At 69.3% G+C, this 26,902-nt stretch carries 21 protein-coding genes; 3 read left to right on the top strand and 18 right to left on the bottom strand.

What is annotated here, in order from left to right:
- Window positions 1-38: 38 nt before the first annotated feature.
- Complete coding sequence (locus SFB74_RS28545) at window positions 39-365, bottom strand: hypothetical protein (protein WP_432727792.1); 327 nt, start codon at window positions 363-365, stop codon at window positions 39-41.
- Window positions 366-564: 199 nt separating this feature from the next.
- Here SFB74_RS28545 and SFB74_RS28550 point away from each other — a divergent pair, with 199 nt between their 5' ends.
- Window positions 565-2,085, top strand: a complete 1,521-nt coding sequence (locus SFB74_RS28550; RefSeq protein ID WP_432727794.1) for a hypothetical protein — start codon at window positions 565-567, stop codon at window positions 2,083-2,085.
- Window positions 2,086-2,113: 28 nt separating this feature from the next.
- Here the strand turns inward: SFB74_RS28550 and SFB74_RS28555 are convergent, their stop codons facing one another.
- From SFB74_RS28555 to SFB74_RS28600, 10 genes are all read right to left on the bottom strand, one after another.
- Window positions 2,114-2,815 (bottom strand): EthD family reductase, encoded by a 702-nt coding sequence (locus tag SFB74_RS28555; RefSeq protein ID WP_432727795.1) that lies wholly within the window; start codon window positions 2,813-2,815, stop codon window positions 2,114-2,116.
- A 23-nt stretch (window positions 2,816-2,838) separates the two neighbouring features.
- Entirely contained in the window at window positions 2,839-3,999 is a 1,161-nt protein-coding gene (locus SFB74_RS28560) for an NADH:flavin oxidoreductase/NADH oxidase (protein ID WP_432727796.1), read from the bottom strand.
- Window positions 4,000-4,011: 12 nt separating this feature from the next.
- Window positions 4,012-4,941 (bottom strand): DMT family transporter, encoded by a 930-nt coding sequence (locus tag SFB74_RS28565; protein WP_432727797.1) that lies wholly within the window; start codon window positions 4,939-4,941, stop codon window positions 4,012-4,014.
- 1 nt (window position 4,942) lies between these two features.
- A complete protein-coding gene (locus SFB74_RS28570) occupies window positions 4,943-5,911 on the bottom strand; it encodes an MBL fold metallo-hydrolase (protein WP_432727798.1) in 969 nt (322 codons plus the stop codon).
- A gap of 29 nt (window positions 5,912-5,940) precedes the next feature.
- Complete coding sequence (locus SFB74_RS28575; RefSeq protein WP_432727799.1) at window positions 5,941-6,651, bottom strand: ABC transporter ATP-binding protein; 711 nt, start codon at window positions 6,649-6,651, stop codon at window positions 5,941-5,943.
- Window positions 6,652-6,671: 20 nt separating this feature from the next.
- Complete coding sequence (locus SFB74_RS28580; RefSeq protein ID WP_432727800.1) at window positions 6,672-8,462, bottom strand: branched-chain amino acid ABC transporter ATP-binding protein/permease; 1,791 nt, start codon at window positions 8,460-8,462, stop codon at window positions 6,672-6,674.
- Window positions 8,459-9,382, bottom strand: a complete 924-nt coding sequence (locus tag SFB74_RS28585) for a branched-chain amino acid ABC transporter permease (protein WP_081268848.1) — start codon at window positions 9,380-9,382, stop codon at window positions 8,459-8,461. Before SFB74_RS28585 ends, SFB74_RS28580 begins: the two co-directional genes overlap by 4 nt.
- A 38-nt stretch (window positions 9,383-9,420) precedes the next feature.
- Window positions 9,421-10,620 carry an ABC transporter substrate-binding protein gene (locus SFB74_RS28590; protein ID WP_432727801.1) on the bottom strand — a complete coding sequence of 400 codons (1,200 nt, stop codon included), beginning with the start codon at window positions 10,618-10,620 and terminating at the stop codon, window positions 9,421-9,423.
- A gap of 62 nt (window positions 10,621-10,682) precedes the next feature.
- Window positions 10,683-11,459 carry an SDR family NAD(P)-dependent oxidoreductase gene (locus SFB74_RS28595; protein WP_126471209.1) on the bottom strand — a complete coding sequence of 259 codons (777 nt, stop codon included), beginning with the start codon at window positions 11,457-11,459 and terminating at the stop codon, window positions 10,683-10,685.
- A gap of 41 nt (window positions 11,460-11,500) precedes the next feature.
- Entirely contained in the window at window positions 11,501-13,261 is a 1,761-nt protein-coding gene (locus tag SFB74_RS28600) for an FAD-dependent oxidoreductase (protein ID WP_432727802.1), read from the bottom strand.
- Between the two features lie 186 nt (window positions 13,262-13,447).
- Here SFB74_RS28600 and SFB74_RS28605 point away from each other — a divergent pair, with 186 nt between their 5' ends.
- On the top strand, window positions 13,448-14,245 hold the full coding sequence (locus tag SFB74_RS28605) for an IclR family transcriptional regulator (protein ID WP_093205606.1): 798 nt from the start codon (window positions 13,448-13,450) through the stop codon (window positions 14,243-14,245).
- Between the two features lie 78 nt (window positions 14,246-14,323).
- Here the strand turns inward: SFB74_RS28605 and SFB74_RS28610 are convergent, their stop codons facing one another.
- The 6 genes from SFB74_RS28610 to SFB74_RS28635 all read right to left on the bottom strand — a co-directional run bounded on the left by SFB74_RS28610 (window position 14,324) and on the right by SFB74_RS28635 (window position 19,162).
- Entirely contained in the window at window positions 14,324-15,070 is a 747-nt protein-coding gene (locus SFB74_RS28610; protein ID WP_432727803.1) for a lysophospholipid acyltransferase family protein, read from the bottom strand.
- A 165-nt stretch (window positions 15,071-15,235) separates the two neighbouring features.
- Window positions 15,236-16,522: a dihydroorotase gene (locus SFB74_RS28615; RefSeq protein ID WP_432727804.1), complete on the bottom strand. Its 1,287-nt coding sequence runs from the start codon at window positions 16,520-16,522 to the stop codon at window positions 15,236-15,238.
- Window positions 16,523-16,660: 138 nt separating this feature from the next.
- Window positions 16,661-17,623 carry an aspartate carbamoyltransferase catalytic subunit gene (locus tag SFB74_RS28620; RefSeq protein ID WP_019656265.1) on the bottom strand — a complete coding sequence of 321 codons (963 nt, stop codon included), beginning with the start codon at window positions 17,621-17,623 and terminating at the stop codon, window positions 16,661-16,663.
- Window positions 17,623-18,120: a bifunctional pyr operon transcriptional regulator/uracil phosphoribosyltransferase PyrR gene (pyrR, locus tag SFB74_RS28625; protein ID WP_432727805.1), complete on the bottom strand. Its 498-nt coding sequence runs from the start codon at window positions 18,118-18,120 to the stop codon at window positions 17,623-17,625. Before pyrR ends, SFB74_RS28620 begins: the two co-directional genes overlap by 1 nt.
- Window positions 18,117-18,551, bottom strand: a complete 435-nt coding sequence (gene ruvX, locus SFB74_RS28630; protein ID WP_432732013.1) for a Holliday junction resolvase RuvX — start codon at window positions 18,549-18,551, stop codon at window positions 18,117-18,119. The genes pyrR and ruvX overlap by 4 nt, the downstream gene beginning before the upstream one ends.
- 11 nt (window positions 18,552-18,562) lie before the next feature.
- On the bottom strand, window positions 18,563-19,162 hold the full coding sequence (locus SFB74_RS28635) for a YqgE/AlgH family protein (protein WP_093205621.1): 600 nt from the start codon (window positions 19,160-19,162) through the stop codon (window positions 18,563-18,565).
- Between SFB74_RS28635 and SFB74_RS28640 the strand changes: the two genes are divergently transcribed.
- A complete protein-coding gene (locus SFB74_RS28640) occupies window positions 19,163-20,665 on the top strand; it encodes a cryptochrome/photolyase family protein (RefSeq protein WP_432727806.1) in 1,503 nt (500 codons plus the stop codon).
- Between the two features lie 49 nt (window positions 20,666-20,714).
- Here the strand turns inward: SFB74_RS28640 and SFB74_RS28645 are convergent, their stop codons facing one another.
- Complete coding sequence (locus tag SFB74_RS28645) at window positions 20,715-26,876, bottom strand: Hpt domain-containing protein (protein ID WP_432727807.1); 6,162 nt, start codon at window positions 26,874-26,876, stop codon at window positions 20,715-20,717.
- Between the last annotated feature and the right edge of the window lie 26 nt (window positions 26,877-26,902).

Below are 26,902 nucleotides of genomic sequence, written 5' to 3' on the forward strand. Positions count from 1 at the left end.
TTAAGCGCTCCCTCGAGGGGCGCTTTTTTTTGCCCGCCTCAGCGGATCAGGCTCATCGGCGCGACCTGCGGCGTCACCTTGGCCTCGGTCGCCGTCAGCAGCTGGCCGTTCGACTCCTTCCAGCACATGAGGTTGGTGATGCCCGAGCCCGCCGGGCCCGGGGCCTGTATCGACACCGCCTTCCACCCCTTGCACGCGCCGCCCACAGTGGTGGGCCGGTCGAGAAACACGTAGTCGGTGCCGGCGTCGATGCGCATCACGCCGACCACGCCGGGCTGAAGAGGCTTGCGCGTCTGGGCGGATGCCGCGCATGCGGCGGTTGCCATGACGAAGGAGAAGGCCAGAAGGAAAGTGCTGCGCCCCATGCGTGCTGCTCCGGTATTGCCGAGCGCCGATGTTACTTTTGGCCTCCTTTCCGGCGTCGCGGCGCATGCCCTCCCACCCTCCCCTGTTTCGGTTATGGCCCGAAGACGCGCGAGCCATTCCAATCGGCGCCTTGCGGTCGCGACCGGCGCGCCGTGATGGATGGAACTGTCTTCAGAAAAATCGACGAGGAGCTCGGGCATGGATCGGAGAAGGTTTGCGCTCACCGCGGTGAGCGTCGCGGTGTTGAGCGGTTGCGGTGGTGGCGGAAGCGGAGGCGGCGGTGGATTCGCCTTCCCGCCGGTCGGCGCGCCACCCGCCCCAGCTCCCGCACCGGGCGAACCGCCGGCACCGCCCGCTCCGCAGCCGCCGGCCCCGCCCGCGCCCAATCCGCCGGCACCGGCTCCCGGCCCCGAGCTCGCAACGCCGACCTCGCTGCCTGCATCGACGATCCTCACGCAGAGCCTCGCCATCCACGACGACGACATCAACGCCGCCGTCGGCCCCGGCCAGGCGAACTTCTGGGACCTGACGCCCGACTTCTCCATCGGGAACGGCTGGAACGACCAGTTCGCGGGCTCGGGTGTAGGCGCGGGTTCGGGCGCATTGACCTTGGGCGTGACCGTGGGTGGCGGCTTCGCGGGCTTCAAGGTCAACCAGACTTTCGCCGAACTGACGCCGCTGGGCCCCGAGATGACGGCGGCCGACGGCCTGAAGGTGGTGTCGGTCACGACCGACCCGCAGTTCCAGTCGAACGGCGTCGCGGCGTTCCTGCACGCGGTGCCCGATGCACGGCTGCAGCAGACCCTGGACCTGCGGCAGACCACCGGCCGCGTGAGCCTCGGGTGGACCGGCAAGTGGGGCGTGGAGCGCGGCAACTTCCGCGACGAGTCGGCCTTCATGCAGGTGGTGCTGCGCGACACCAGCGGCGGACTGCTCTCCACGCTCTTCAGGGTCGACAGCAGTGGCCCGTCGGGCACGTGGGGGCTCGCCTGGCTCACGTCCTTTTCCGGCCAGGTGGTCGTGCTGTCGTTCGAACAGTGCAACCGCGGCCAGGGCACGTCGATCGAGATGGTGTCGGTGGACGACGACGCCGCGCGCAGCTTCATCGTCAACGGCGACTTCAGCAGGGGACTGACAGGCTGGACCGTGTCGCCCACGCGCGGCGCGCAGAACATCCGATCCGGCGTGAGGACGCTGCGCGGCCTCGACGTGCAGCGCACCTTCTACGCGCAACCCGACCAGTCATGGGGGCGCATGACGGACACCTTCCACAACCCCACGGCATCGTCCATCACGGCCAAGGTGACGTACACCAGCTTCCTGGGCTCCTACGGCGCGGGCGTGATCTATCCGCCGGCTGGCGCGCCGCAGAAGTCGCTGGCGGTGTGGGACGGCCTGGGCAAGGGCCGCGACGCGGGCTTCGTCTTCGGCGCGGCGGACCACGTGGACTACGCCTCGACCTCGGCGCTCAACAGCTCGGACGGCAGCAACGTGGTGACGATGGACTTCGACATCACCGTGCCGGCCGGCGGCACGGTCACGCTGGTGAATTTCCTGATCCTGACGGGCACGAACACCTGGATCGGCGCCGCGGGCATCGCGACGCGCGCCACCGACGTGGACGCGCAGGCCGCCGCCATCGCCGCGGACTTCCGCACCAATGTGCTCTACCAGCGCGGCCTGACGCAGCTGCAGATCGACACGCTGAAGAACTTCTGAGCAGCAGGGTGCGGGTGCCTCGCGGCACTCACACCACGCGGTGCTCCTCCACCACGAAGGCCGTGATTTCCGCCAGGAAGGTGAGCGCGTGCGCCATCGTCACCTGCCCCTGCGGCGAGGCGAAGGCGGCGTTCAGCGTGTCGGCGCTCTCGAACCACAGCTCGACGATGCCGTCGATCGGCAGTTCCGCATAGCCGCAGGGCGTGCCCTTCACGAGCTCGCGCGCCGTCACCACGTTCTGGCGGTAGCCGCTCACGCCGGGCATGCGGCGCACGTGGTCGGCGTGCACCTTCCACTCGCGACGGAAGTCGTCCTCCGACTGCTCGATCGGCCGGCGCAGCAGCGAGATGCGCTTGAGCAGGCCCTCAGGCTTCGGCGGCAGCGCGATCACCTCGGTCTGCGCGACGGTCACGATGTGCAGCCCGCCAAGAAAGCGCTCCTCGTCGGCGCGGATGGCGGCGGCGAGCTCGCCGCGGTTGAAGGCCGCGTCGGCCTGCGCGCCCTCGTCGAAGCGCAGTTGCGAGAAGCCATCGAAGTCCCACGGCCCGCGCGCGAAGTCGATGCCGCGCTGCAGCCGGTCGACCACGAGGTTCTGCCGGTAGCCGCGCAGCGTGGGCAGCTGCGCCACCAGCGGGCCGTGCCTGTCGCGCCAGTGGCTGCGAAACGCCTCGTCGGTCCATTCGGGTTTCTTTCGGATCAGGCCCATGCGCAGGGTCATCGGTTCGGTCATCTGCTTGTCTCCTTGTTGTCGGGTTACTGTTCGCCGGCTTCGGCGCGCGCACGCGCGAGGCCGGGCGCGCGCTTGGCCAGCCACACGCCGTGGCGCACCGGCCATCGCTGGAAGCCCGGGTCCGCGCCGAGCGCGGCGGCCGCGTGGTGCGGCCAGTAGGGGTCGAACAGGGCCTCGCGGCCCAGCGCGATCAGGTCGGCATCGCCGGCGGCGAGCACGGCCTCGGCCTGTTGCGCGTCGACGATCATTCCCACGGCCTGCGTGGGCACCTGCGCCTCGCGCCGGATGCGCGCCGAGAACGGCACCTGGAAGCCCAGCCCGCGCGGCACCGGCAGCGCACGCGTCTCCTCGGTGAGCCCGCCCGAGGAGCAGTCGATCACATCGACGCCGCAGCGCTTGAGTTCGCGCGCGAGCACCACCGAGTCGTCGAGGCTCCAGCCGTCGAGCGTGCCGTCGACCGCCGAGAGCCGGCAGAACAGCGGCTTCTCCGCCGGCCATGCGGCGCGCACGCGCTGTGCGATTTCCAGTGCGAGCCACATGCGGTTGTCGCGGCTGCCGCCGAGCGCGTCGTCGCGATGGTTGGCGTTGGGCGACAGGAAACTCGCGACCAGGTAGCCGTGCCCGAAGTGCAGCTCGACCACGTCGAAGCCAGCCTTGTCCGCGCGCACCGTCGCATCGACAAAGCGCTGCACCACCGCCGCGATGCCGTCGGCGTCGAGCGCGCGCGGCGCCGACCAGCCCGGCCCTGCCGCCAGCGCGCTCGGGCCCAGGCGCTCCCACGGCTCCTCGTCGGCGGCCATGCGTGCATCGCCCAGCGCCGCGCCGCCTTCCCACAGCGGCTCGCTGCCGGCCTTGCGCCCGGCATGTGCGAGCTGCACGCCGATGGCGCCGCCCTGGGCATGCACGAAATCGACCACGGCCTTCAGCGGTGCTATCTGGCTGTCCTTCCACAGGCCGAGGTCGGCCGTGCCGATGCGCCCGCGCGGATCGACCGCGGTGCTCTCGGTGAGGATCAGCCCTGCCCCGCCGAGCGCGAACTTGCCGAGATGCACCATGTGCCACGGCGTGGCATGGCCGCGGTCGGCGGCGTGCTGGCACATCGGCGAGATGACGACGCGGTTGGACAGCGTGAGGCCGCGCAGTTGCAGGGGCTGGAAAAGCAGGGGGAGAGAGTCGGAAGACATGGATGAAAGGAATCAGGTCACTGTGGCCGCGGGAGGCCGCGTACCCAGCCAGGTGCCGCTCATCACGGCCGCGAAGCCGAGCAGGTGCCACCAGGTCAGCACCTCGCCGAGCAGCAGCGCCGCGACCCCGACGCCGAACACCGGCACCCAGTAAAGAAAGACGGCGGTGCGCGCCACGCCGATGACGGAGATGGCGCGGTTCCAGATCAGGTTGCCGGCGGCAGTGGCGGCCACGCCCGAGAACAGCACCAGTGCCCACGGCCACGCGCCCGGAAAGATCTGCGCTGCGCCCAGCGGCGAGGGCCCGAGCAGCGTGTGCAGCACCAGCATCGCGGTGCCCAGGACGTAGATGCCCCAGCTCATCGACAGCGGATCGATCTGCCGCGCCAGGCGCTGCACGCCCACGCCGCCGACGGCGAAGCTCACCACCGAGAGCGCGAGCATCAGGTCGCCCAGGCCCGCGCTCGACAGGCTCGCGCCCGGATGGCTAAGCACTACAGCCGCGACGCCCGCGAAGCCGAGCGCCACGCCGAAGAGGCGCCGCGCCGTGAGCGCCTCGCGGAACACCAACGCCGCCATCAGCGCAGACACCAGCGGACTCAGCGCCATGATCAGCGCGCCGTTGGTGGCCGTGGAACGCTGCAGGCCCAGCGCGAACAGGATCTGGTTGGCGTACACCATCAGGAAGCCGCAGCCGGCCAGCGCCGCGAGACGGCGCATGCCGAACACCGGCACCCCGCCGCGCCGCCACAGCACGATCACGCTCAGCGCCAGGCAGGCCACCGCCATGCGCAGCGCCGCCAGCGGCAGGGTGTCGAAGAAACCCGTCAGCACCTTCACGGCCGACACGTTCACGCCCCACACCAGCATCGCCAGCAGCAGCCAGGCCTGCACGGCGGCGGGTGTCGCGTCCGGTGCGCGCGCGGCGGGGGCGGGACTCACCTCAGCCTTCGAGTTCGTTCCACATCTCGATGTCGCGCTCTGCCGTCCAGATGCGCGGGTGCACATAGCCCGTCGCTTCGTCGTATGCGCGGGTCACGTCGAAAGGCATGCAGTGGTCGAAGATCACCCAGTGGCCGTAGGTGGGGCGCAGCGCCGCCACGGTTTCCTTGTAGATCGCGTTCAGCGTCTTGCCCTGCGCCACGCCGTTGTTGACCAGCGTGTACACGTCGGAGATGAAGGCGCGCGTGGAGGCGATGGCCTTGCGCACGTCGGCTGCGTTCTCCAGCGCCGCGCCGCGGCCGGGCACCAGCTTCTCGAAGCCGAAGCCCGCGAGGCGGTCGAGCGTGGTGGGCCAATCGCGGAAGTAGCAGTCGCCGGCGTAGGCCGTGCTCTGGTATTCGACGAGGTCGCCCGCGAAGCAGATCTTCTGGTCTTCCAGGTAGGCGATGGTGTCGCCCTTGGTGTGGCCGCGGCCGACCTGCGCGATCTTCACTTCGAGCTTCTTGCCCAGCCACACACTCATGGTGCCGTCGAAGGTCATGGTGGGCCAGGTCAGGCCCGGCGGCACCGATTCGACGTTGCGGAACAGGCGCGGGAAGCGGCCGATCTCGCTGGCCTTGTCCTGCTCGCCGCGCTCGACGATCAGGTCGTAGGTGTCGCGGCTGGCGATGATCTGCTCGGCGCCTTCCTTGAAGTAGGCCGACGCGCCCAGCACGCGCACCGCGTGGTAGTGCGAGAGCAGCACGTACTTGATCGGCAGCGGCGTCACTTCGCGGATGCGGCGGATCACGTCCTGCGCCATCGCGGGCGTGGCCTGGGTGTCGACCACCATCACGGCTTCGTCGCCGATGAAGATGCCGGTGTTCGGGTCGCCCTCGGCGGTGTAGGCGTAGGCGTTCTCCGAGAGGCGGGTGAACGAGACCTTCTTTTCCTCGAGGTCGGCGTGGCTGGCGAATTTCTTGGTGGTCATGCGAGTTCCTTTGAAATGAGCGGTGAAAGTCAATGCGTGCCGAGGTACGCGGACTTCACCTTGGGGTTGTCGAGCAGCTCGCGCCCGGAGCCTTCGAGCGTGATGCAGCCGGTCTCGAGCACGTAGGCACGGTCGGCCACGCCCAGCGCCTGCTTGGCCATCTGCTCCACCAGCAGGATGGTCAGGCCCGAGCTGCGCAGCTGGCGGATGGCGTCGAAGATGTCCTTGATGATGAGCGGCGCGAGCCCCAGCGAGGGCTCGTCCAGCAGCAGCAGGCGCGGCTCGCTCATGAGCGCGCGCGCGATGGCCAGCATCTGCTGCTCGCCGCCCGACAGCGTGCCCGAGGGCTGGTGCTGGCGTTCCTTCAGGCGCGGGAAGCGTGCGAACTCACGCTCGATGGCGCGCTCCACGAAGGCCTTGTCGTTGCGGCGCGAGTAGGCGCCGAGCATGAGGTTCTCGCGCACCGTCTGATCTGGGAAGACGCCCCGGCCTTCGGGCGACAGCGCCACGCCCACGCCCACGCGCTTGTGCGATGGCACGTGGGTGCAGTCGTTGCCGTCGATCAGCACGCGGCCCTCGGCCACGGGCTCCAGCCCGACGATGCTCTTGAGCAGCGTGCTCTTGCCGGCGCCATTGGCGCCGATGATGGTGACGACCTCGCCCGCGCGCACTTCCAGGCTCACGCCCTTGACGGCCTCGATGGCGCCGTACGAGACCTTCACCGATTCGATTTTCAGCATGATGGTTTCGGTCTTTCTGCTCAGGCCGGCATGGCCGTGGCCAGTGCCTCTTCTTCTTCGTCGTCCACGCCCAGGTAGGCCTCGACCACGCGCGGGTTGGCCTGCACCTCGGCGGGCTTGCCCTCGGCGATCTTGATGCCGTAATCGAGCACCATCACGTGGTCCGAGATCGACATCACCAGGTCCATGTGGTGCTCCACCATCAGGATCGACACGCCGCACTTGCCGATGCGCAGCAGCAGTTCGCCGAGCTCGGCGGTTTCCTGCGGGTTCAGGCCGGCGGCCGGTTCGTCGAGCAGAAGAAGCTGCGGTTCGGTGGCCAGCGCGCGCGCCAGCTCCACGCGGCGCTGCAGGCCGTAGGGCAGGCTGCCGGCGGGCCAGTGCGCGAGGTGGCCGAGGTCCACCAGGTCGAGCAGCTGCAGGGCCCGCTCGCGCGTCGCCTTCTCCTGGCGGTTCGCCGTGGGCCACGCCACGAGCGACGACAGGAAGCCGTTGCTCATGCGGCTGTGGCGGCCCAGCATGACGTTGTCGAGCACCGAGAGATCCGCGAACAGCCGCAGGTTCTGGAAGGTGCGGCCCATGCCCAGGCAGCAGATGGTGTGCGCCGGCTGGCCCACGATGTTGCGGCCCAGGAAGCGGATGGAGCCCGCGTCGGGTTCGATCACGCCGGTGAGCATGTTGATCATCGTGCTCTTGCCCGCGCCATTCGGTCCGATCAGCGCATGGATGTGGCCGCGCTGCAGGCGGAACGACACGTCCTGCGCCGGCTTCACGCCGCCGTACGACTTGGTCACGCCCTGCACCACCAGCAGCTCGCCTTCGCCGCCGGGGCCGATCTGGCCCGGCACGCCGTTGCCGCCCGCGCCTTCGCCGCGATGGCGCGACTTCATGAACCACTTGTTGAACAGGCCCACCACGCCGCCAGGCATGACGTACAGCGCGAACAGCAGCAGGAAGCCGTACAGGAAGTGCTGCGCCGAGGGCCAGCGCGCCAGCAGCGCGTCGGTCAGCGTGAGCAGCACCGCGCCCACCAGCGGGCCGTACATCGAGCCCGCGCCGCCGAACAGCACCAGAAGCAGGATGAAGATCGACAGGTGGAAGGTGATGAAGTCGGAATTGATGTACTGGTTCTGCTGCGCCACCAGCGCGCCCGCGATGCCGCAGGTGACGGCCGCGACCACGAAGGCCATGACCTTGGCGCGGTACACGCGCACGCCCACGGAAGACGAGGCGATCTCGTCCGCCTGCAGCGACAGCAGCGCGCGGCCGAAGCGGCCGCCCAGCAGGTTGCGCAGCAGCAGGTGCAGCGCCGCGCACAGCACGATGCCGAGGATGACCCACTGCGTGGTGTCCAGCGGCGCGCCCTTCCAGGTGAGCGGGCGGATGCCGTAGATACCCTGCGCGCCGCCGAACACGTCGGTCCATTCGCCCACGAGCTTCTCGACCACGATGCCGAAGGCCAGCGTGACCATGGCCAGGTACGGCCCCTTCACGCGCAGCGAAGGCAGCGCGATGAGCACGCCGCACAGGCCCGAGATGACGGCGGCCAGCGCGAGCGCGAGCCACGGGTCCATGTCGGTGCGCGAGGTCAGCAGCGCCACGCCGTAGGCGCCGGCCGCGAACAGCCCGGCCTGGCCGAGCGATTTCTGTCCCGCGTAGCCGACCAGCACGTTCATGCCTGCGGCGCAGAGGTAGTAGACGCACATCATGAAGGCGATGCGCAGGTAGTAGTCGTTGCCCGACATCGAGACGATGCCGACGAGCACCGCGGCGACAAGCACCACGGCAAGGGGATGGGCCAGGCGCTTCATACCTTCTCCACCGTCGAGCGGCCGAACAGGCCCGTGGGACGGAAGGCCAGCACGAGGATGACGAGCGCGAACACCGCCACCTCGCGCCACTGCGCCTGCCAGAGATTGACCATCGACTCGAGCACGCCGAGCAGGAAGCCGCCGATCACGCAGCCGCGCGGGTTGCTCAGGCCGCCGATCATCGCGCCGGAGAAGCCCTTGAGCCCCACGGTGAGGCCCATGAAAAGAGAAGCCTGCGCGATGGGCGCAAGCAAAAAGCCCGAGAGCCCCGCCAGCGCCGAGCTGACGACGAAGGCGCCGATCATCATCGCGTTGGTGTTGATGCCCATCAGGCTGGCGACGTTGCCGTTCTGCGCGACGGCGCGCATCGCCTTGCCGACCATGGTGCGGTTCATGACGCGATCGAAGCCGAACATCACGACCACGGCCACGCCCAGCGTGAGCAGTTCCTGCGGGCGCACGCCCACGCCGAACATGCGGATCACCGTGTCGCCCACGGGCGCGGGCACCACCACGGGCTTCGGGCCCCAGATGGCGAGCCCCACGCTCTGCAGGATCACGCCGAAGCCCAGCGTGCTCATCACCCAAGCCATGCCGGGGCGGCCCGCGAACGGACGCACGCCCAGCACGTACAGCAGCCAGCCCAGCAGCCCCATCACGCCGAGCGCGGCCACCAGCGCGAAGAGCTGTGCGCCCGCGCCGGGAATGGCGTCGCCGAAGGTGGTGGAGTCGAAGGGCTTGCCCAGCACCAGGAACAGGGCGCTCATGCCGATGAACGCGCCGGCGGAGACGAACTCGCCGTGCGAGAAGTTCAGCGTCTTGGTCGTCGTGAACGTGATGCTGAATCCGAGCGCCACCAGCGCATAGGCACCGCCGACGGCGAGCCCGCTGATGAGCGCCTGCAGGAGCGCTACAACCATGGTCTTTGTCTCTTCTTGCTTCTGGCTTCCGGCCGTGCTTACTGCTTGAAGTCGGCGGGCTTCAGGCCGCCGATCAGCGCGTCGCTGTAGGGCAGCAGCTTGCCGTCCTTCCAGCGGATCCAGACCAGGTCCTTCGCGGTCAGCGCTTCATGGTTGGTCTTGCTGAAGGGCTTGTCGTAGGTCTTCAGCACGCCCTGCACGGGCGTCTTCAGGTCTTCGAGCGCCGTGCGCACCGCCGCGCCATCGGTGCTGTTGGCCTGCTTCATGGCCTGCGCCAGCAGCTGCATCGAGTCGTAGCCGTGCAGCGCGAACGAGAACGAGCCTGGAGCCTTCAGCTTGCTGCCGATGCGGTCGAACAGCTTCTGCTGCGCGGGCGTGCGGGTCTCGCTCACGGTGCGCATGAAGATCGGCTTTTCCGCCAGCGCCTTGCCGGCCGCGTCGTAGAAGGTGATGTTGTCTGCGGCCCAGGAGGTGAGCGTCAGCGGGAAGTAGTTGATCTTCTCCATGCTGCGCACGAGCTGCGCGATCGGCGTGCCCTGCGCCCACACCACCACGGTGTCGACGTTGGCGGCCTTCATCTTGCTCAGCTGCGAGGTCATGTCGGTGTCGCCGACGCCGAAGCGCTCGGTGGCCGCGATCTTGATGTCCTGCAGCTTGGCGATCTCTTCCATGTCCTTCAGGCCGCCCTGGCCGTAGCCGGTGGTCTCGGCCATCAGGCCCACCACCTTGGAGCCGGCGGTGTTCTTCTTCACGTAGGCCATGAGCGCTGCCACCTGCTCGCGGTCGACCATCGAGACGCGGAACATGTAGTTGTCGGCGCCGGGGCTCATCGGCTTGGTGATGTCGGTGCCCGAGCCCACGTTGCCCAGAACGGGGATCTTCTTCTGGTTGGCGATGTGCTTCCACGCCATCGCGTTGCCCGAGTTGGTGGGACCAAAGACGGCGACCACCTTCTCGTTGTCGATCAGGTCGCTCATGTTCTGGATCGACTTCGGCGGCGCCGACACGTCGTCGCGCGTGACCAGCGCGAGCTTCTTGCCGAGCACGCCGCCGGCGGCGTTGATGTCGGCGATGGCCGCTTCCATGCCCAGCACCGCGGCCTGGCCGCTCTGCGCCGAGGGCGACGCGGAAAGGTCGCCGTTGTAGCCGACCTTGATGTCCTGCGCCATGGCGCCTGCCGTGAAGGTGGCGAACGCGGCCGTGGCGAGCAGCGTCTTGTACAGACGGATGGTTTTCATTTTTTGTCTCCTGAGGTTGACGGACGAGGAAGCGGAAAGGAAAGAGGGAAGAAAAGCGCGGCTCAGACGGCGAGGAAGCCGCCGTCCACCGGCAGCACGATGCCGGTGACGTATCGCGACATGTCGCTGGCCAGGAAGATCACCGGGCCGACGAGGTCTTCGGTCTGGCCGACGCGGCCCATGGGGATGCGCGTCATGAACGACTCCAGGCGCTGCGGGTTCTCGCGGGTGGCCGCGGTCATGGGCGTCTCGATCACGCCGGGGGCCAGCGCGTTGACGCGCACGCCGGCGGGCGCGAGCTCCTGCGCGAGCGACTGCGTGAGCATCTTGATCGCGCCCTTCGACGGCGAGTAGCCCAGGCTCGCGCCCTGCCCCGCGTAGGCGGCGATGGAGGCGATGTTGATGATCGAGCCCTTGGTCTGCTTGAGCACCGGGATGAAGGCCAGCGTGGTGTTGAAGGTGCCGTGCACGTTCACGTCGATGGTCTTCTTCCAGTTGGCCGCGGCGTTCGGGCTGCTGGTGTTCTCGCGGATGATGATGCCGGCGTTGTTGACCAGCAGGTCGACGTTGCCGATCTCCTTGCCGACGCGCTCGGCCAGCGCCTGGCAGGCCTCGGGCGCGGTGACGTCGAGCACGAAGGACCAGGCCTCGCCGCCGGCGTCGCGCACCAGTTGCGCGGTTTCGCTGACGGTGGCGTCGTTCATGTCGGTGACCACGATGCGGGCGCCGGCCTGGGCCAGGCCCAGTGCGAGCGCACGGCCGTTGCCCTGGCCCGCGCCGGTGATGAAGGCGAGGCGGCCTTCGAGCAGGCGGGGTGCGACGTTGGATGGAAAGGCCATCGGTGTCTCCTTCTTTCTGTCTATCTATGTATGTATGAAGCTCAGGCGGTGCGGCTGACGGGCACGGCCTCGCGCTGCTCCACCTTCAGCTGCGCGCCGGCCTTGGCTTCGGCCTGCGCGACCTGCAGCCCGGCGACGTAGCCGAAGGTGAGCGCCGGGCCGAGGGTGATGCCGGCGCCGGGGTAGTTGCCGCCCATGACGCTGGCCGCGTCGTTGCCTACCGCGTAGAGGCCCTTGATCGGCTGGCGGTTGGCGTCGAGCACGCGCGTCTTCTCGTCGGTGACGAGGCCGGCGAAGGTGCCGATGTCGCCGATCACCAGCTTGATGGCGTAGTACGGGCCGTTCTCCAGCGGCGCCACGCACGGGTTCGGCATGATGTTGGCGTCGCCCTGGTAGCGGTTGTAGGCCTTGCTGCCCTTGCCGAAGGCGGGGTCGTCGCCGGTGCGCGCGCCCTTGTTGAACTCCTGCACGGTGGCCTCGAGCGTGGCCGGCGCGATGCCCAGCTCCTTGGCCAGTTCGCCGACGCTGGCGCCGCGCTTGAGGTAGCCGCTCTTCAGATGCCGCCCGATGGGCAGCGGCGCGGGAGCGACGCAGCCCAGGCCGTAGTCGCGCAGCGCCTTGTGGTCGCACAGCAGCCAGGCCGTGACCTCGGGCTCGCCCTCGCAGGCCTTGACCATCGCCTGCACGAAGTCGTGGTACGAGTTGCCTTCGTTGGTGAAGCGGCGGCCCTTGGTGGTGACCGCGATCACGCCGGGCTTGGCGCGGTCGATGAAGTGCGGCATCACGCCCTTGCTGCCGTCGGGGCGCGTGGTGACCGACGCCGGCACCCAGGCCGCGGCATGCGGAATGGTGCCGTCGACGCGGCCACCCACGGCCTCGGCCAGTCGCAGGCCGTCGCCGGTGTTGGTGGAAGGCGAAGGCGAGTAGTGCTCCTTGCCAGTGGGCGCGTGCGGGAAGAGCTGCTTGCGGCGTTCCACGTCGTAGGGAAAGCCGCCGCAGGCCAGCACCACGCCACGCTTCGCGACCACGCGCACGTTCTGGCCCTCGTGCTGCACCACGGCCCCGGAGACGCCGTCGTACTCGACCACCAGCTTCTTCACCGGCGAGGAAAGCCACACCGGAATGTTCTTGTCCATCGCGGCCTTGGCCAGGCGGCCGGCCAGCGCGTTGCCGTTGGTCAGCGTCATGCCGCGGCCGTGGCGCAGCACGTCGAGGAAGTGGCGGCTCAGGCGCTTGGTCACGTACCAGAACGAGGTCGGAGACTTGAAGGCCCGCATGAAGTGTTTGATCTCGGGGCCCGAGCCCAACATCATCCCGAACACGGTGAGCTCGGGCAGCGGCGGCGCCAGCTGCTTGATGCGCTTGCCGAGCTCACGGCCGTCGAACGGGCGCGTGACCATCGAGCGGCCGCCCTGCTGGCCGCCGGGCGCTTCGGCGTGGTAGTCGGGGAAGACGGCCGGCATGTCGAACTGCACGCAGGTGTTGCGCGTGAAGAAGTCGATGGCCTTGGGGCCCATGTCGAGGAAGGCACCGACGCGCGCGGCGTCGAAGTGCGTCGTGGCCTCGTGCTTCATGTATTCGAGCGCGGCGCCCTCGGGCTCGTGGATGCCCTGCTCCGTGGCCAGGCGCGTGCCCGGAATCCACAGCCAGCCGCCCGAGCGCGCGGTGGTGCCGCCGAAGCGCGGCTCCTTCTCGACCACCAGCACCTTCAGCCCCTGCGATGCCGCGGTGACCGCGGTGGCCATGCCCGATGCGCCGCTGCCGACGACGAGCACGTCGCATTCAAAAGTGTTCTGTTCCATGTCTCTGTCTGTTCGCGAGTTTGTGTAAGACCAAAGTTGCGCCGCAGTTTAGGCAGCGATATTGATATGGTCAAGTCTCTTCGTTACTATCAGATGATCAATCATCATCGATTGAATACGACCATATCAGTAGAAACCCCGATGGCTATACTCGCCCCCACCCTCACTCCCCACGCCGGGCGCCCCATGGAAAAGCCAAGACGTGGCATTCAGTCCGTCGAAATCGGAACGCAACTGCTGGTGGCGCTCGGGCGCCATGTAGCGCCCATGGCGCTTCGCGACCTGGGCAAGGCCGCGGGCGTTCCCGTCGGCAAGGCGCACCCCTATCTCGTCAGCTTTCTGAAGGTCGGTTTCGTCGTGCAGGACAGTGCGGGCCGCTACGAGCTGGGCCCGCTGGCGCTGCAGCTGGGGCTGGCCAAGCTGCAGCGGCTCGACCCGATCAAGGAGGCGTCGCCCCTCATCGAGCAACTCGCCTCCGAGACCGAGCAGAGCATCGCGGTGGCCGTGTGGGGCAACTTCGGGCCGACCGTGGTGCGGCTGGAGGAGCCGATCCATCCGCTGCACGTGAACCTGCGCACCGGCACCGTCATGTCGCTGGCCTACACCGCGACGGGCCGGCTCTTCGCGGCCTACCTGCCGCCCAAGGTGGTCGAGAAGATGATGCTGGAGGACCTCGCGCGCGCACGTCCGGCGGACGGCCGCGGCTCCACCGTGGAGCTGTCGCGCGCGGAGATCGAGGCGCTGCTGGTCGAGACTCGGCTGCACGGCATGTCGCGCACGCTGGGCCAGCCGATCCCGGGCATCGACGCCTTCTGCGCGCCGGTGTTCGACTCGACCAACAACCTCGTGCTGGGCATCACCGCCATGGGCCCCGAAGCCACCTTCGACCGCGAATGGGACGGCCGCGTGGCCGCGCCGCTGAGGGCCTGCGCGCTGGAGATCTCACGCCGGCTGGGCTTCGTGCCGACGGGCGAGCAGCCCTGAGCACGGGGCGCCACGGCCCCTTCAACATTGAAAAAGGCGCTTCGTGAAGCGCCTTTTTTCATGGTTCCGAAGAACCGGTCAGTGCGTCTCGCGACGCAGCTGCTGCACGTCTTCATGCAGCGAGTGCGCCCATTCGCGGCGGTCGCGGCCGTGCGGGTCCTGCGGCTCGCCGAAGCGCACGATGGCCAGCAGCGGCGGCGCGCGCAGCGTGTTCCACAGCGAGACGACGAGGTTGTCGTCGTCGATGTAGCGCGGTGCCTGGCTGGTCTCGCCGGTGGCGGCGTCGGCGAAGCGCAGCGCGGCGGGCAGCACCGGCGCGCCCGAGGAGATGGACGCCTGCAGCAGGTTGGCATGAAAGGGCAGCAGCCCCCGGCCGTCGCTGGTGGTGCCCTCGGGGAACACGCCGATCAGGTCGCCGTTGCGCAGCGCGTCGGTCATGTGGTGCACCACGCGCAGCGCGTCGCGGCGGCGTTCGCGCTCGATGTAGAGCGTGCCCGAACCGTTGGAAAGCGTGCCGATCAGCGGCCAGCCCTTCACGTCCGACTTCGACACGAAGCGCACATGCCGCGCCGCGTGGATGGTCGTGATGTCGAGCCACGAAAGGTGGTTGCAGATCAGCAGCACCGGCCCCGCGGGCGGCGGCGTGCCCTGCACAACGAGCGTGATGCCCATGAGCTCGAGCATGCGCCGCGACCACGCCTGCACGCGCGCGTTGCGCTCGGCCTGCGTGAGCTCCGGAAAGGTGAAGCGGATCGTCCACCAGCCCGAGGCCGCGTGCGCCACCGCGCGCGACAGGCGCCAGCAGGCTTTCAGCGAATGAATCATCGAACGGGCCCCTTCCCCGCTACGTCAATGCGTGGTCGCAAAACACCGCGGAACCGGCTCCGCCGGGCCGCTGGTGTTGCCCCCTGCAAGGGGGTTGGCGTAGCGACACGAAGTGCGCGAAGAGTGCGCGAAAAATGCGCGAAGACTGGGGGGTGAGAGTCATCTCTAGCCGTGGACGATGCGGCCGGCCACCAGCGTGTGGCGCGCGCGGCCCTGCAGCGGGTAGCTTGCGAACGGCGTGTGCTTGCCCTGGCTCCTGAGCGCCTCGGGCAGCACCTGCCATTCGAGCCCTGGGTCGGCGATGCACAGGTCGGCGACGCCGCCTTCCTGCAGGCGGCCGATGCCGGTGCCCGCGTCGGCGGCGCTCAGCAGGCGCGCGGGCGCGGAGGTGACGACCTCGATGGCGCGCGCAATGCCCGCGCCGCTGCGCTCGCCCCACTGCAGCGCGAGCGGCAGCAGCAGTTCGAGCCCGGTGGCTCCAGCCTCGCTCTCGGCGAAGGGCAGCGTCTTGGCGTCGGCCTCGACCGGCGTGTGGTCGGACACCAGCGCGTCGATGGTGCCGTCGGCCAGCGCGGCCGAGAGCGCGTCGCGGTCGCCCTGCTGGCGCAGCGGCGGGTTCAGGCGGGCGCGGCTGTCGAAGTAGCCGATGTCGGTGTCGGCCAGATGCAGCGAGTTGATGCTGACGTCGCAGGTGATCGGCAGGCCCTGCGCCTTGGCCTGGCGCACCAGCTCCACGCCGCGGGCGCTGGAGATGCGGCACAGGTGCACGCGCGCGCCGGTGGCCTTCATCAGCTCGACGATGGTGAAGATGGCGATCGTCTCCGCCGACACCGGCACGCCCGCCAGGCCCAGCCGCGTGGCCAGCGGACCGCTGGCGGCGACACCCTTGCCGAGGTCGCGGTCCTGCGGACGCAGCCACACGGTGTAGCCGAAGGTGCTGGCGTACGACAGCGCGCGCTGCAGCACCTGCGTGTCGGCCAGCGGCACGTCGGCCTGGCCGAAGCCGATGCAGCCGGCCTCGGTGAGTTCGGCCATCTCGGTCAGCACGCCGCCGGCAAGCCCGCGCGTGAGCGCGCCCAGCGGGAACAGGCGCGCGGCCTGCAGCTTCTCGGCGCGGAACTTGAGCATCTCGACCAGGCCGGGCTCGTCGAGCACCGGGTCGGTGTCGGGCGGGCACACGAGGCTGGTGACGCCGCCTGCGATGGCCGCGGCCATTTCGCTTTCGAGCATGCCCTCGTGCTCGTAGCCGGGCTCGCGCAGCCGCGCGGCCAGGTCGACGAGGCCGGGGACGACGATGCAGCCCGTGGCGTCGATGGTGCGTTCGGCCTTGAAGCCGGCGGGGATGCCGGAGCCGATGCCGGCGATCTTTCCGTCGGCGACGGCGATGTCGGCCTTCCTGTCGGTGCCCGACGCGGGATCGACGACGCGGCCGTTGGTGATGTGGATGTTCATGCGTCTGTACTTCCGGTGACAGTCATGGCCTTTTCGGGAAACACCGTGGAACCGGCTTCGCCGGGCCACTGGTGTTGCCCCGGTAGGGGGTTGGCGAAGCGACACGAAGTGCGCGAAGACTGGGGGCGAGCAACATTTCTATGCTTCGTTACCTGCGACGATGCTCATTACTGCCATCCGCACCGCGATGCCGAAAGTGACCTGCGGAAGGATCACGCTCTGCTTGCCGTCGACCACGGCGGAGTCGATCTCCACGCCACGGTTGATGGGCCCCGGGTGCATCACGATGGCGTCTGGCTTGGCCAGCTGCAGCTTTTCCTGCGTGAGGCCGAAGGTCTTGAAGAACTCCTGCGACGAGGGCAGCAGCGCGCCGCTCATGCGTTCGTTCTGCAGGCGCAGCATGATGACCACGTCGCAGTCCTTGATGCCCTCTTCCAGCGTGTGGCACACGCGCACGCCCATGCCGGCCATGTCGCCGGGCACCAGCGTCTTCGGGCCGACCACGCGCACCTCGGCGCAGCCCAGCGTGGTGAGCGCGTGGATGTCGGAGCGCGCCACGCGCGAATGCAGCACGTCGCCGACGATGGCGACCGTGAGGTTCGAGAAGTCCTTCTTGTAGTGGCGGATCGTGTACATGTCGAGCAGCCCCTGCGTCGGGTGCGCGTGGCGGCCGTCGCCGGCGTTCACCACGTGCACGTGCGGCGCGACGTGCTGCGCGATCAGGTAGGGCGCGCCCGACTCGCTGTGGCGCACCACGAACAGGTCGGCGGCCATCGCGCTCAGGTTGGCGATGGTGTCGAGCAGCGATTCGCCCTTGGTGGCCGAGGAGCGCGCGATGTCGAGGTTGATGACGTCGGCGCTCAGGCGCTTGGCCGCGATCTCGAAGGTGGTGCGCGTGCGGGTGCTGTTCTCGAAGAACAGGTTGAACACGCTCTTGCCGCGCAGGAGCGGCACCTTCTTCACCTCGCGGTCGCTCACGCTCGTGAAGTTGGCGGCCGTGTCGAGGATGTGCGTGACGATGTCCTTGGGCAGGCCCTCGATCGACAGCAGGTGGATCAGCTCGCCGTTCTTGTTGAGCTGGGGGTTTCGCTTGTAGAGCATTACTTGCTTTCCTCCACCTTGAGGCTGAATGCGCCGTCGGCGGCGCGGGCCAGCGCGAGCAGCTGCGAATTCGGCAGGGTGAGCTTCTCGGCCGCGAAGTCGGCGGCCACCGGCAGCTCGCGGCCACCGCGATCCACCAGCACGGCGAGGCGCACGCTGGCCGGGCGGCCGAAGTCGAACAGCTCGTTGAGCACCGCGCGGATGGTGCGGCCGGTGTAGAGCACGTCGTCGAGCAGCAGCACGTCGGCGCCGTTCACGTCGAAGGGCAGCGCGGTCTGCGCGCTGGCCGAGAGGCCGCGGCGCGAGAAGTCGTCGCGATGCATGGCCGACGAGATGATGCCGGGCGCGCCGGACAGGCCCAGGTCTTTCTGGAGCCGCTCGACCAGCCAGGCACCGCCGGAGGTGATGCCCACCAGCTTCGTTTCGGGGCGCATCAGCGGCTTCACGCCGGCCAGCAGCTTCGTGTAGAGCGCTTCGGCATCGGGAATTGAACTCACGGGAGACTCCTCAGGAATTGCTCCAGGATGATGCAGGCCGAAGCCGCGTCGGCATCGCGCGCGCCCAAGGCCAGCGCCTCGGTGGTGCTGTAGCGCTCGTCGACCTCGAACACCTGGAGATTGAAACGGCCGCGCAGCTGGCGCGCGAACTTCTGCGCGCGGCGGGTGTTCTCGTGCGCGGCGCCGTCGGGGTGGTAAGGCACGCCGATCACCAGCGCGTCGGGCTGCCACTCCTTGATGCGCGCCCCGACCTGTGCGAAGCGGGCGTCGCCCTCGGCCTTGATAGTGGGCTGGGGAGTGGCGGTGCGCAGCAGCCGGTTGCCGCTGGCCACGCCCGTGCGCTTCAGGCCGAAATCGAAGGCCAGGAAGCTCTGGAAATGGGCGGGAACGGGAACGGGGGAAGAAACGGCGGGAGCAGGGGCGTCGGGCATGACGGCTGCGCTCATGCGTGTCCGGCGTCCGGCGACAGCTTCCAGGCCTCCAGGCCCAGCAGCATCAGCGCCTTGTCGTAGCGCTGCTCGATGGGGGTGTCGAAGATCACGGCCGGGTCGGCGCCCACGGTGAGCCAGCTGTTCTCGGCCAGCTCGGACTCGAGCTGCCCCTCGCCCCAGGCCGCGTAGCCCAGCGAGACCAGCACCTTGCGCGGGCCCGCGCCGGTGGCCAGGGCCTCCAGCACGTCCTTGGAGGTGGTCATCTCGAGCCCGCCGGGGATGGTCATGGTCGAGGCGTAGACCGACTCCTCGGGCTTCTCGGCCTGGGTGAAGACCGGCTCGTGCAGCACGAAGCCGCGCTCGGTCTGCACCGGGCCGCCCTGGAAGACGGGGGCTTCGCCCAGCTCGGGGCGGGCCAGGTGCAGCTCGATCTTCTCGAACAGCACCTTGAGGTTGATGTCGCTGGGCTTGTTGATCACCAGGCCGAGCGCACCGCGCTCGCTGTGTTCGCAGAGGTACACGACGCTGCGGTTGAAAGTTTTGTCTTCCATCCCGGGCATCGCTATCAAAAAGTGATGCGTGAGGTTCATCGGGGCAGAATCGGCGGCCATATGCCTCCGATTTTACTGGCCGTCGACAAGACCTATCCCAAAGGGCTCATGTGGTTCCGCCGCGACCTGCGCGTGGACGACAACGCCGCCCTCTACCGGGCGCTGCGTGCCTGCCGGCAGGTGCTGTGCGTCTTCGTGTTCGACAAGGCGATCCTGGACGCCCTGCCCTCCGTCGACCGGCGGGTGGAATTCATCCGCGAATCGCTGGTGGAGCTCGAAGCGGAGCTGCGCGCCCTGGGCGGCGGGCTGATCGTGCGGCACGCCGTGGCGGCGCAGGAGATCCCGGCGATTGCCCGGGAGCTGGGCGTGCAGGCGGTGTTCGCCAACCGCGACGACGAACCCGACGCGCTGGAGCGCGATGCCAAGGTCTTCGGCGCGCTGGCCAATGCCGGCGTGACCTTCCACACCTACAAGGACTCGACCGTCTTCGACCGAGACGAGGTCATGACCAAGACCGGCCAGCCCTACACGGTGTTCACGCCCTACAAGCGGGCCTGGCTGGCGAAGCTCGATTCCTTCTTCCTCAAGTCGTACCCGGTGCGCAACCACGCCGACGCGCTGGCGCCCTCTCCCCAGGGCTGGGGCGAGCCGGTGCCGGCGCTGCGCGAGGTCGGCTTCGAGAAGAGCAACCTGTCGGCGCTGGAGATTCCCACCGGCACCCGAGGCGCCGGCCAGCTCTTCGAGGACTTCTTCGAGCGCATCGACCGCTACGACCAGGCGCGCGACTTCCCCGCCGTGCGCGGCCCCAGCTACATGGGCATCCACCTGCGCTTCGGCACGGTGTCGATCCGGCAGATGGCCAGCCTGTCGCACCAGCTCTCGCTGCAGGGCAACACGGGCGCCGCGACCTGGCTGAGCGAGCTGATCTGGCGCGAGTTCTACTTCCAGATCCTGGCGCACTTCCCGCATGTGCACACGGGCGGCCAATCGAAGAGCTTCCGCCCCGAGTACGACAAGATCCAGTGGCACCACGGCAAGCACGCCGACCAGCTGTTCGACGCCTGGTGCAACGGCCGCACCGGCTACCCGCTGGTGGACGCTGCCATGCTGCAGGTCAACCAGAGCGGCTACATGCACAACCGCCTGCGCATGGTGGCCGCGAGCTTCCTGTGCAAGGACCTGGGGCTGGACTGGCGCCGCGGCGAGGCTTACTTCGCGCTGCACCTGAATGACTTCGAGCTGGCCTCGAACAACGGCGGCTGGCAGTGGGCCAGCTCCAGCGGCTGCGACGCGCAGCCCTACTTCCGCATCTTCAACCCGGTGACGCAGAGCGAGCGCTTCGACCCCGAGGGCAAGTTCATCCGCCGCTACCTGCCGCAACTGGCGGGGCTGTCGAACGCGGCGATCCACGCGCCCTGGCTGGCCTCGCCGGTGGAACTGGAGGCGGCCGGCATCAAGCTGGGCGAGACCTACCCGAAACCGGTGGTCGACCACGCGGAGGCGCGCGAGAAGACGCTGCAGCGCTACGGGGTGGCGCGGGCGAAGACGCTGCAGAAACAATGAAAAAGGGGCCGCGAGGCCCCTTTTTCTTCTGCGCGATCGATCTGCCGGCTCAGGCGGCTGCCGCCACCAGCGTCGGCTCGCTCGTGTACGCACGCACCAGGCGCAGCAGTTCCTCTTCCGAGTACGGCTTGCCGAGGTAGTGGTTCACGCCCAGAGTGCGGGCGTAGTCGCGGTGCTTCTCGGCGATGCGCGAGGTGATCATGATGATCGGCAGCTCGGCCAGCGCGGCGTCTGCGCGGATGTTGCGGGCCAGGTCGAAGCCGTCCATGCGCGGCATCTCGATGTCCGACAGCACCACCGCCGGGCGCTCCTGCTGCAGGCGCTCGAGCGCCTGCAGGCCGTCGGCCGCGAGCGATACGCGATAGCCTTCGCGCTGCAGCAGACGCTGCGTGACGCGGCGCACGGTGATGGAGTCGTCCACCACCAGCACCAGCGGGATCTGCGGCACCACCGGCGTCGGCGCCTGCGAGGGTTCCTGCGGCGCGCCTTGTTCGACCGCGGCGGTCGCGGCATGCGCCGACTGGGTCGTCGTGAGCGCGGCGGCGGCCTGGCGCTGGCGCGCCTGTTCACCGTGCACCGCGGCCAGCGCCACCGGGTTGTAGATCAGCGCCACCGCACCCGAGGCCAGCACCGAGATGCCGGCCAGGCCGGGCAGCCGCGCGAGCTGCGGGCCGAGGTTCTTCACCACGACTTCCTGGTTGCCCAGCACTTCGTCCACGTGCAGGGCCACGCGCTGGGCCGCGCTTCGCACGACCACGATGGTGTTGTTCTTGGCCAGCCCGTGCTCGCTGCGGGTCGAGGACTGCAGCAGCGCGCCGGTCCAGTAGAACGGCACCTGCTCGCTGCCGAAGGGATGGCCGTTGTTCAGGTAGGCCGCCTCGAGGTCGGTGCTGCCCACGCGCTGGACCAGTTCCACCAGGTTCGACGGAACGCCGATGGACACCTCGCCCGCGCGCAGCATCACCACGTGCGTCACGGCGGTGGTCAGCGGCAGAACCAGCTTGAAGGTGGTGCCCTGGCCCTGGGTGCTGTGCGTCTCGATGCGGCCGCCGAGCGCCGCGATCTGCGCGCGCACCACGTCCATGCCGATGCCGCGGCCGGCCAGTTCGGAAACCTGCCCCGCCGTCGAGAAGCCGGGCTTGAAGATCAGCTCGGTGGCTTCTTCGGCCGTCAGTTCCTGGTCGGCACCGAGCAGGCCCAGGGTGCGGGCACGCTCCGCGATGCGCTTCTGGTCGAGGCCGGCGCCATCGTCGCGGAAGCTCACCGAGACGTCGTTGCCTTCATGGTGCAGGTCGATGACGATCAGGCCGCTGGCGTCCTTGCCGGCCTTCTCGCGCACGGCCGCGTCCTCGATGCCGTGGGCCACGCAGTTGCGCAGCAGGTGCTCGAAGGCGGGCGTCATGCGGTCCAGCACGCCGCGGTCCATTTCGATCGAGCCGCCGACGATGTCCAGGCGCACCTGCTTGCCGGTGTCCTTCGAGGCCTGGCGCACCACGCGATAGAGGCGGTCGGAGATGCCCTCGAACTCCACCATTCGCGTGCGCAGCAGGCCGCGCTGCAGTTCGCGCGTCTGGCGCGCCTGCACGCTGAGGTCGTCTTCCGTCGCCTGCACCGTCTTCTGCAGGGTGCGCTGCACGGTGGCCACGTCGTTCACCGACTCGGCCATCATGCGCGTGAGTTCCTGCACGCGGGTGAAGCGGTCGAACTCCAGCGGGTCGAAGCTCTGCTGCGAGTCCTTGGCCTGCGCGAGGCGCGACTGCATCTGGCTTTCGGCCTGCACCTCGATGTCGCGCAGCTGCTGGCGCAGGCGGTCCAGGTTGCCCGTGAGGTCGGACAGCGAACCGCGCAGCTGGCCCAGTTCGGCCTCCAGACGCGAACGCGTGATGATGACCTCGCCGGTCTGCGCGACCAGGCGGTCGAGCAGCTGGGTGCGGATGCGCACGGCCTGGCCGGTCGCGGCGCGCAGCGGTGCCACCAGGGCGGCCGGCGCGGGGCGCGGCTGCAGCGTGGCGGGTGCGTCCGCTGCCGGCGCGGCGGCAGCAGCCTCGACGGCCGGCTGGTCGTCCAGGCTCGCCACGGGGGCGGCGGTTTCGTCGTTCGCCGGCACGCCGGCTTCGGGAGCCTGCGAAGCGACGGTAACGGGTGCGGCCGAGGTGGCCGCGGCCACGATCTGGGCCAGTTCGACCTGCGTGGCGTCGTCGGCCGCGCGCAGCGCGTCGAAGGTGGCCTGCAGCACGTCGAGGCGCGTCAGCAGCTTTTCGATGTCGGCCCGCTCGGCGCCTTGGGAGCCCAGGACTTCGATCTCGGACTCCATGCGGTGCGCGCGCTCGCCCAGGCGCATGGCGCCTGCAAGCCGCGCGCTGCCCTTGAGCGTGTGCAGCGTGCGCAGCACCGAAGCACGCGGCGCGCTGTCGTCGGGGTGGTGCGCCCACTGGCGCAGCGCCTCGCCGAGCTGGGGCAGCAGTTCGGCCGCCTCTTCCTCGAAGATGGGGAACAGGTCGACGTCGACCGCGTCGGCCAGGTCGATGGCATCTTCGGAATCGTCCAGCGCCACGTCGGCAACGGGCTCGCTGGCCACCACCTGCTGCAGCGGCCGGGCTTCCGCGCGCATGGCGACTTCGGTCGGCATCGGCGAGTTGGCGATGTCGCGCAGCGCCTGCAGCGTGCCTTCGGCCGGGTCGCGCAGCAGGCCGACGGCGAACTGGTGCAGAAGGCGGCGCAGTTCGTCGGCGGCCGCCACGAGCACCATGCCCTGCTCGCGCGTGCCGCTGCCCTGCATCTGCAGGTGCTGCAGCGCGGCTTCGAACAGGCGGGCCATGCCGGAAAGGCTGTGGAAGCCGACCGTGGCCGAGCTGCCGGCCAGCGAGTGGGCCAGCGCGACGGTCGAGTCGGGCAGGCGCTCATGCGATTCGAGCGCCCATTCGCCGACGTCGGTGGCGAGCTGGCGGGACCATTCGTCGGCCTCATTGAGGTAGACGTTGTAGAGCTGGATGCCGATGCGCAGCGGGCCGATGACCTTGACCTGGTCTTCTGCGCTCTCCTGTGCAACGACCGCGGGCGCGGCGGCTTCGGCCGGTTCGATGGTCGTCAGGGGCTCCGGTGCGGGGGCCTGCACCGCGTCGGCGACGAGGATCTGCGCTTCGGCGGAAACGGCCGGTGCCTCGAAGATGGGCACGACCGTTTCCTCGGCTGCAGCCGGGGCGGGTTCGGGTTCAGGCTCGACCGCGGCTTGCTCGGGCTCGGGCACGACGGCCGGCTCTTCCATGGGCAGCGGCACTTCGACTGCCTCGACGGGCTCGACCACTTCGGGAGCTGCAGCCTGCTGCACGGGCAGCGGCTCGGGTTCCCATTGCAGGTCGGGCAGGCCGGCGGTGGTCGGCACGGTGGCGGTGATGGGTTCCGCGGCAGGGGCGGCCGGCTCGGCGGGCTCCTGCTTGAGTTCCACGGTCGCGGGCGTCTTCGCCGGCGGCGCGAGGAAGTCGAACATCTCGCCGCTGGGCAGGACCAGAGGCGCGTGCTCTTCGGTCTGCGGCTTCGACTCGAAGTCGATGAAGTCGGTCGAGGTGAAATCGTCGTCGGCCTCGGGCGTGCCGGCCTTCACCGGCTCCTGCCAGTCCAGGGTTTCGAGCGGCGGGATCTCCGGGGCGGCGACCGGTGCGGGCGCGAGCGCCGGGGCATCGGTCGTCAGCGACAGGTCCGGCAGGTCGGGCATCCGCAGGGGCGGCAGTTCCGCCGCAACAGGTGCCGGTACCGGAACCTCCAGCGGCGCGGGCGCGGACATCGGCGCTTCGGCTGCGATGTGGCGCGCGGCGACCGCCAGGGCCTCCGCGTCGGCCACGCGCACCGGCGGGGGCACGGGCTCGCCGGCCAGCAGCGCGTTGGCAACGCGGCTGAACGGCGCGGACTGCCAGCCCTGCGCGGAGCCGGAGGCGATGGCTTCGACCCACTGGCCGAAGTCCTTCATCGTGCGTTCGGTGCCTTCCAGCAGCGCCGGCGTGGCGGCGCGTTGGTCGGCCAGCCAGGTGTTGAGCACCTGCTCGAGCGACCAGGCGGCATCGCCGAACTCGGTGAGGCCGACCATGCGCGAGCTGCCCTTGAGCGTGTGGAAGGCGCGACGCAGGATCGTGAGTTCTTCGGTGTCGTCCGGATAGCTGGCGAGCTCGGCGATGGCGGCCAGGCCGTTCTCCACCACCTCGCGGGCTTCCTCGAGGAAGATGTTCTGCAGGTCGTCTTCTTCGAGCTCGGTGACTTCGGTGTCGGGCAGCTCGGCCGGACCGGAAATCTTGTGGGTCCAGCTGTCCGCCTTGCTGCTGAATTCCTCGATCGGCGAAGGCTTGGCCTTGGGCGCGGCGAGCGCCGCGAGCTTCGAGGCGATCTGGGCGTCGACTTCCTCGATGCTGAGAACCGGGGCGGCCGGTGCCTGGCTGGGCGCGGCGCCCTCGCCGGCCGTGGCGTCGGTGGCCTGGCGGCCCATCAGCGGCTTCAGTTCGCCCGCGTCTGCGTCGAACACGAACAGGCGCTTGGCCAGCGCGGGCTGGTAGCCCAGCATGTCGATCAGGAAGCCGAGCGCGCCGAGGTTGTTGCCCAGCGCGTCGAAGCCGGCCATTTCTTCGGCCGGCGAGGTGCTGACGAGCATCGCCTCGACGTCGTCGCGCATGCGCTGAACGGTGAGCGCGGCCTGGTCGAGGCCGAGCACCGAGAACACGCCGCGCATCTGCATGAGCTGCGTCGGCACGGTGCGCAGCAGGCCCTTTTCGGCGGGGCGGCGGAAATACTGGTCGAGCGACTTCTCGAGCTCGCTCAGGTGGCTGCGCAGCTCGTCGACCACGGTGCCCATGGTCTGGCGGTCGCTCACGCGGCGGTAGAGGTCCTCCATCCACGGCTCGAGCGGCTCGGAGTGGCCGCCGGCGCGCACGCGCTCGATGCGGCCCGCCAGTTGCAGCGTGCGGGCGGTGAGTTGCGGATCGCTCGGGTCCAGGTCTTCGAGTGCGGCTTCCAGGTAGAGCACCGAGGTGGCGACTTCCATCGCGAGTTCGGTGCCCGGCGCCTGGCCGGAACGCACGGAGGCCTCGACCGCATGGGTCAGGGCCTGCACCATCGGCAGGCTCGGCGGATGCAGCTTCTGCAGCGATTCGCCCAGCTGCGCGAAGGTGTCGGCCACCTGGCGGGTGCGGGTGATGTCGCCGCCCGAGAGCGCCGACCACATTTCCTTGGCGGTCTCGATGCGCTTGCGTGCCTGTTGCAGCACCAGCGGATCGTAGCGGCCGAACTGCTCGACGTTGTAGTCGACGCGCTGCTCGCCCGTGATGCCCCAGGCGCTGCGCACGGTGCGCAGCGTGGCGGCATCGTCGCCCGCGGCGGGCACGGCCTGCGCGCAGAAGAAGAGAAGGTCCTGCCCGAGGCGGTCGGACACGAGGCTGTCGCCGCGCGCGAGCGTGGCGTACTGCAGCAGCACGCGCGAGGCGGCGCGCTTGACGTAGGCGTCGGGCTGGACCAGCCCTGCGGCCAGGGCCTCGAAGAAGCCGGCAGCCAGGGTCCAGAAACTGGCGACGCGAGGCAGCAGCGCGCCGCGGCCGAGGCCCAGGCACAGCGCATGCAGCCGGCGCGCGGCCTGCGTGTCGCCGCTCTTGACTAGCTGCAGCACCTCGCGGTCGAGCCGCGAACGCACGGCCGGGTCGTAGGCGACGGCCGCCTGCGTGACCGCGGGCTTGATCTCGACCCAGCGCCAGGCGGTGCTCCAGAGGTCGGCCGGGTGCACGCGCTCGTTGCCGACCAGCTCCAGGACATCGCGGTACTGCGGGAACAGCGCAACCGACGACACCGGCTTGCCGGCCAGCAGCGCGCCGAGGAAGTCGGTGACGGCGAAGCCCGCACGCTCGATCTTGAGCACAGCGGCTTCGGTGCAGCGCTGCGGCTCGGCGATGAAGCCCTGCACGGCGAACTCGATGGCGCCGAGCACCAGCGCGGGCGAGGAATGCCCCACCATCTGGAGCGCGCCGACGGCCTGGTGCAGCTGCTGGCGGGCCATCTGCAGCGGGCCGGCCTCGGGCTCGCTCGCGGCATCCACTTCGCGCACGAAGCGCCGCAACGACTTGCCTACACCGTCGAGGGATTTCTGGATTTCTCCCAGCACCCAGGCCAGCGGCCCGAGGTCTTCGGTGACCGGCGCGGTGCCGGCGTGAGGGGCCGTGGCAGGGGTTTGAATCGACACGTTGGGTGCTCGCCGTTCTTATCTAT

The sequence above is a fragment of the Variovorax xiamenensis genome (genome assembly GCF_050916385.1).
Taxonomy (GTDB): Bacteria; Pseudomonadota; Gammaproteobacteria; order Burkholderiales; family Burkholderiaceae_C; genus Variovorax.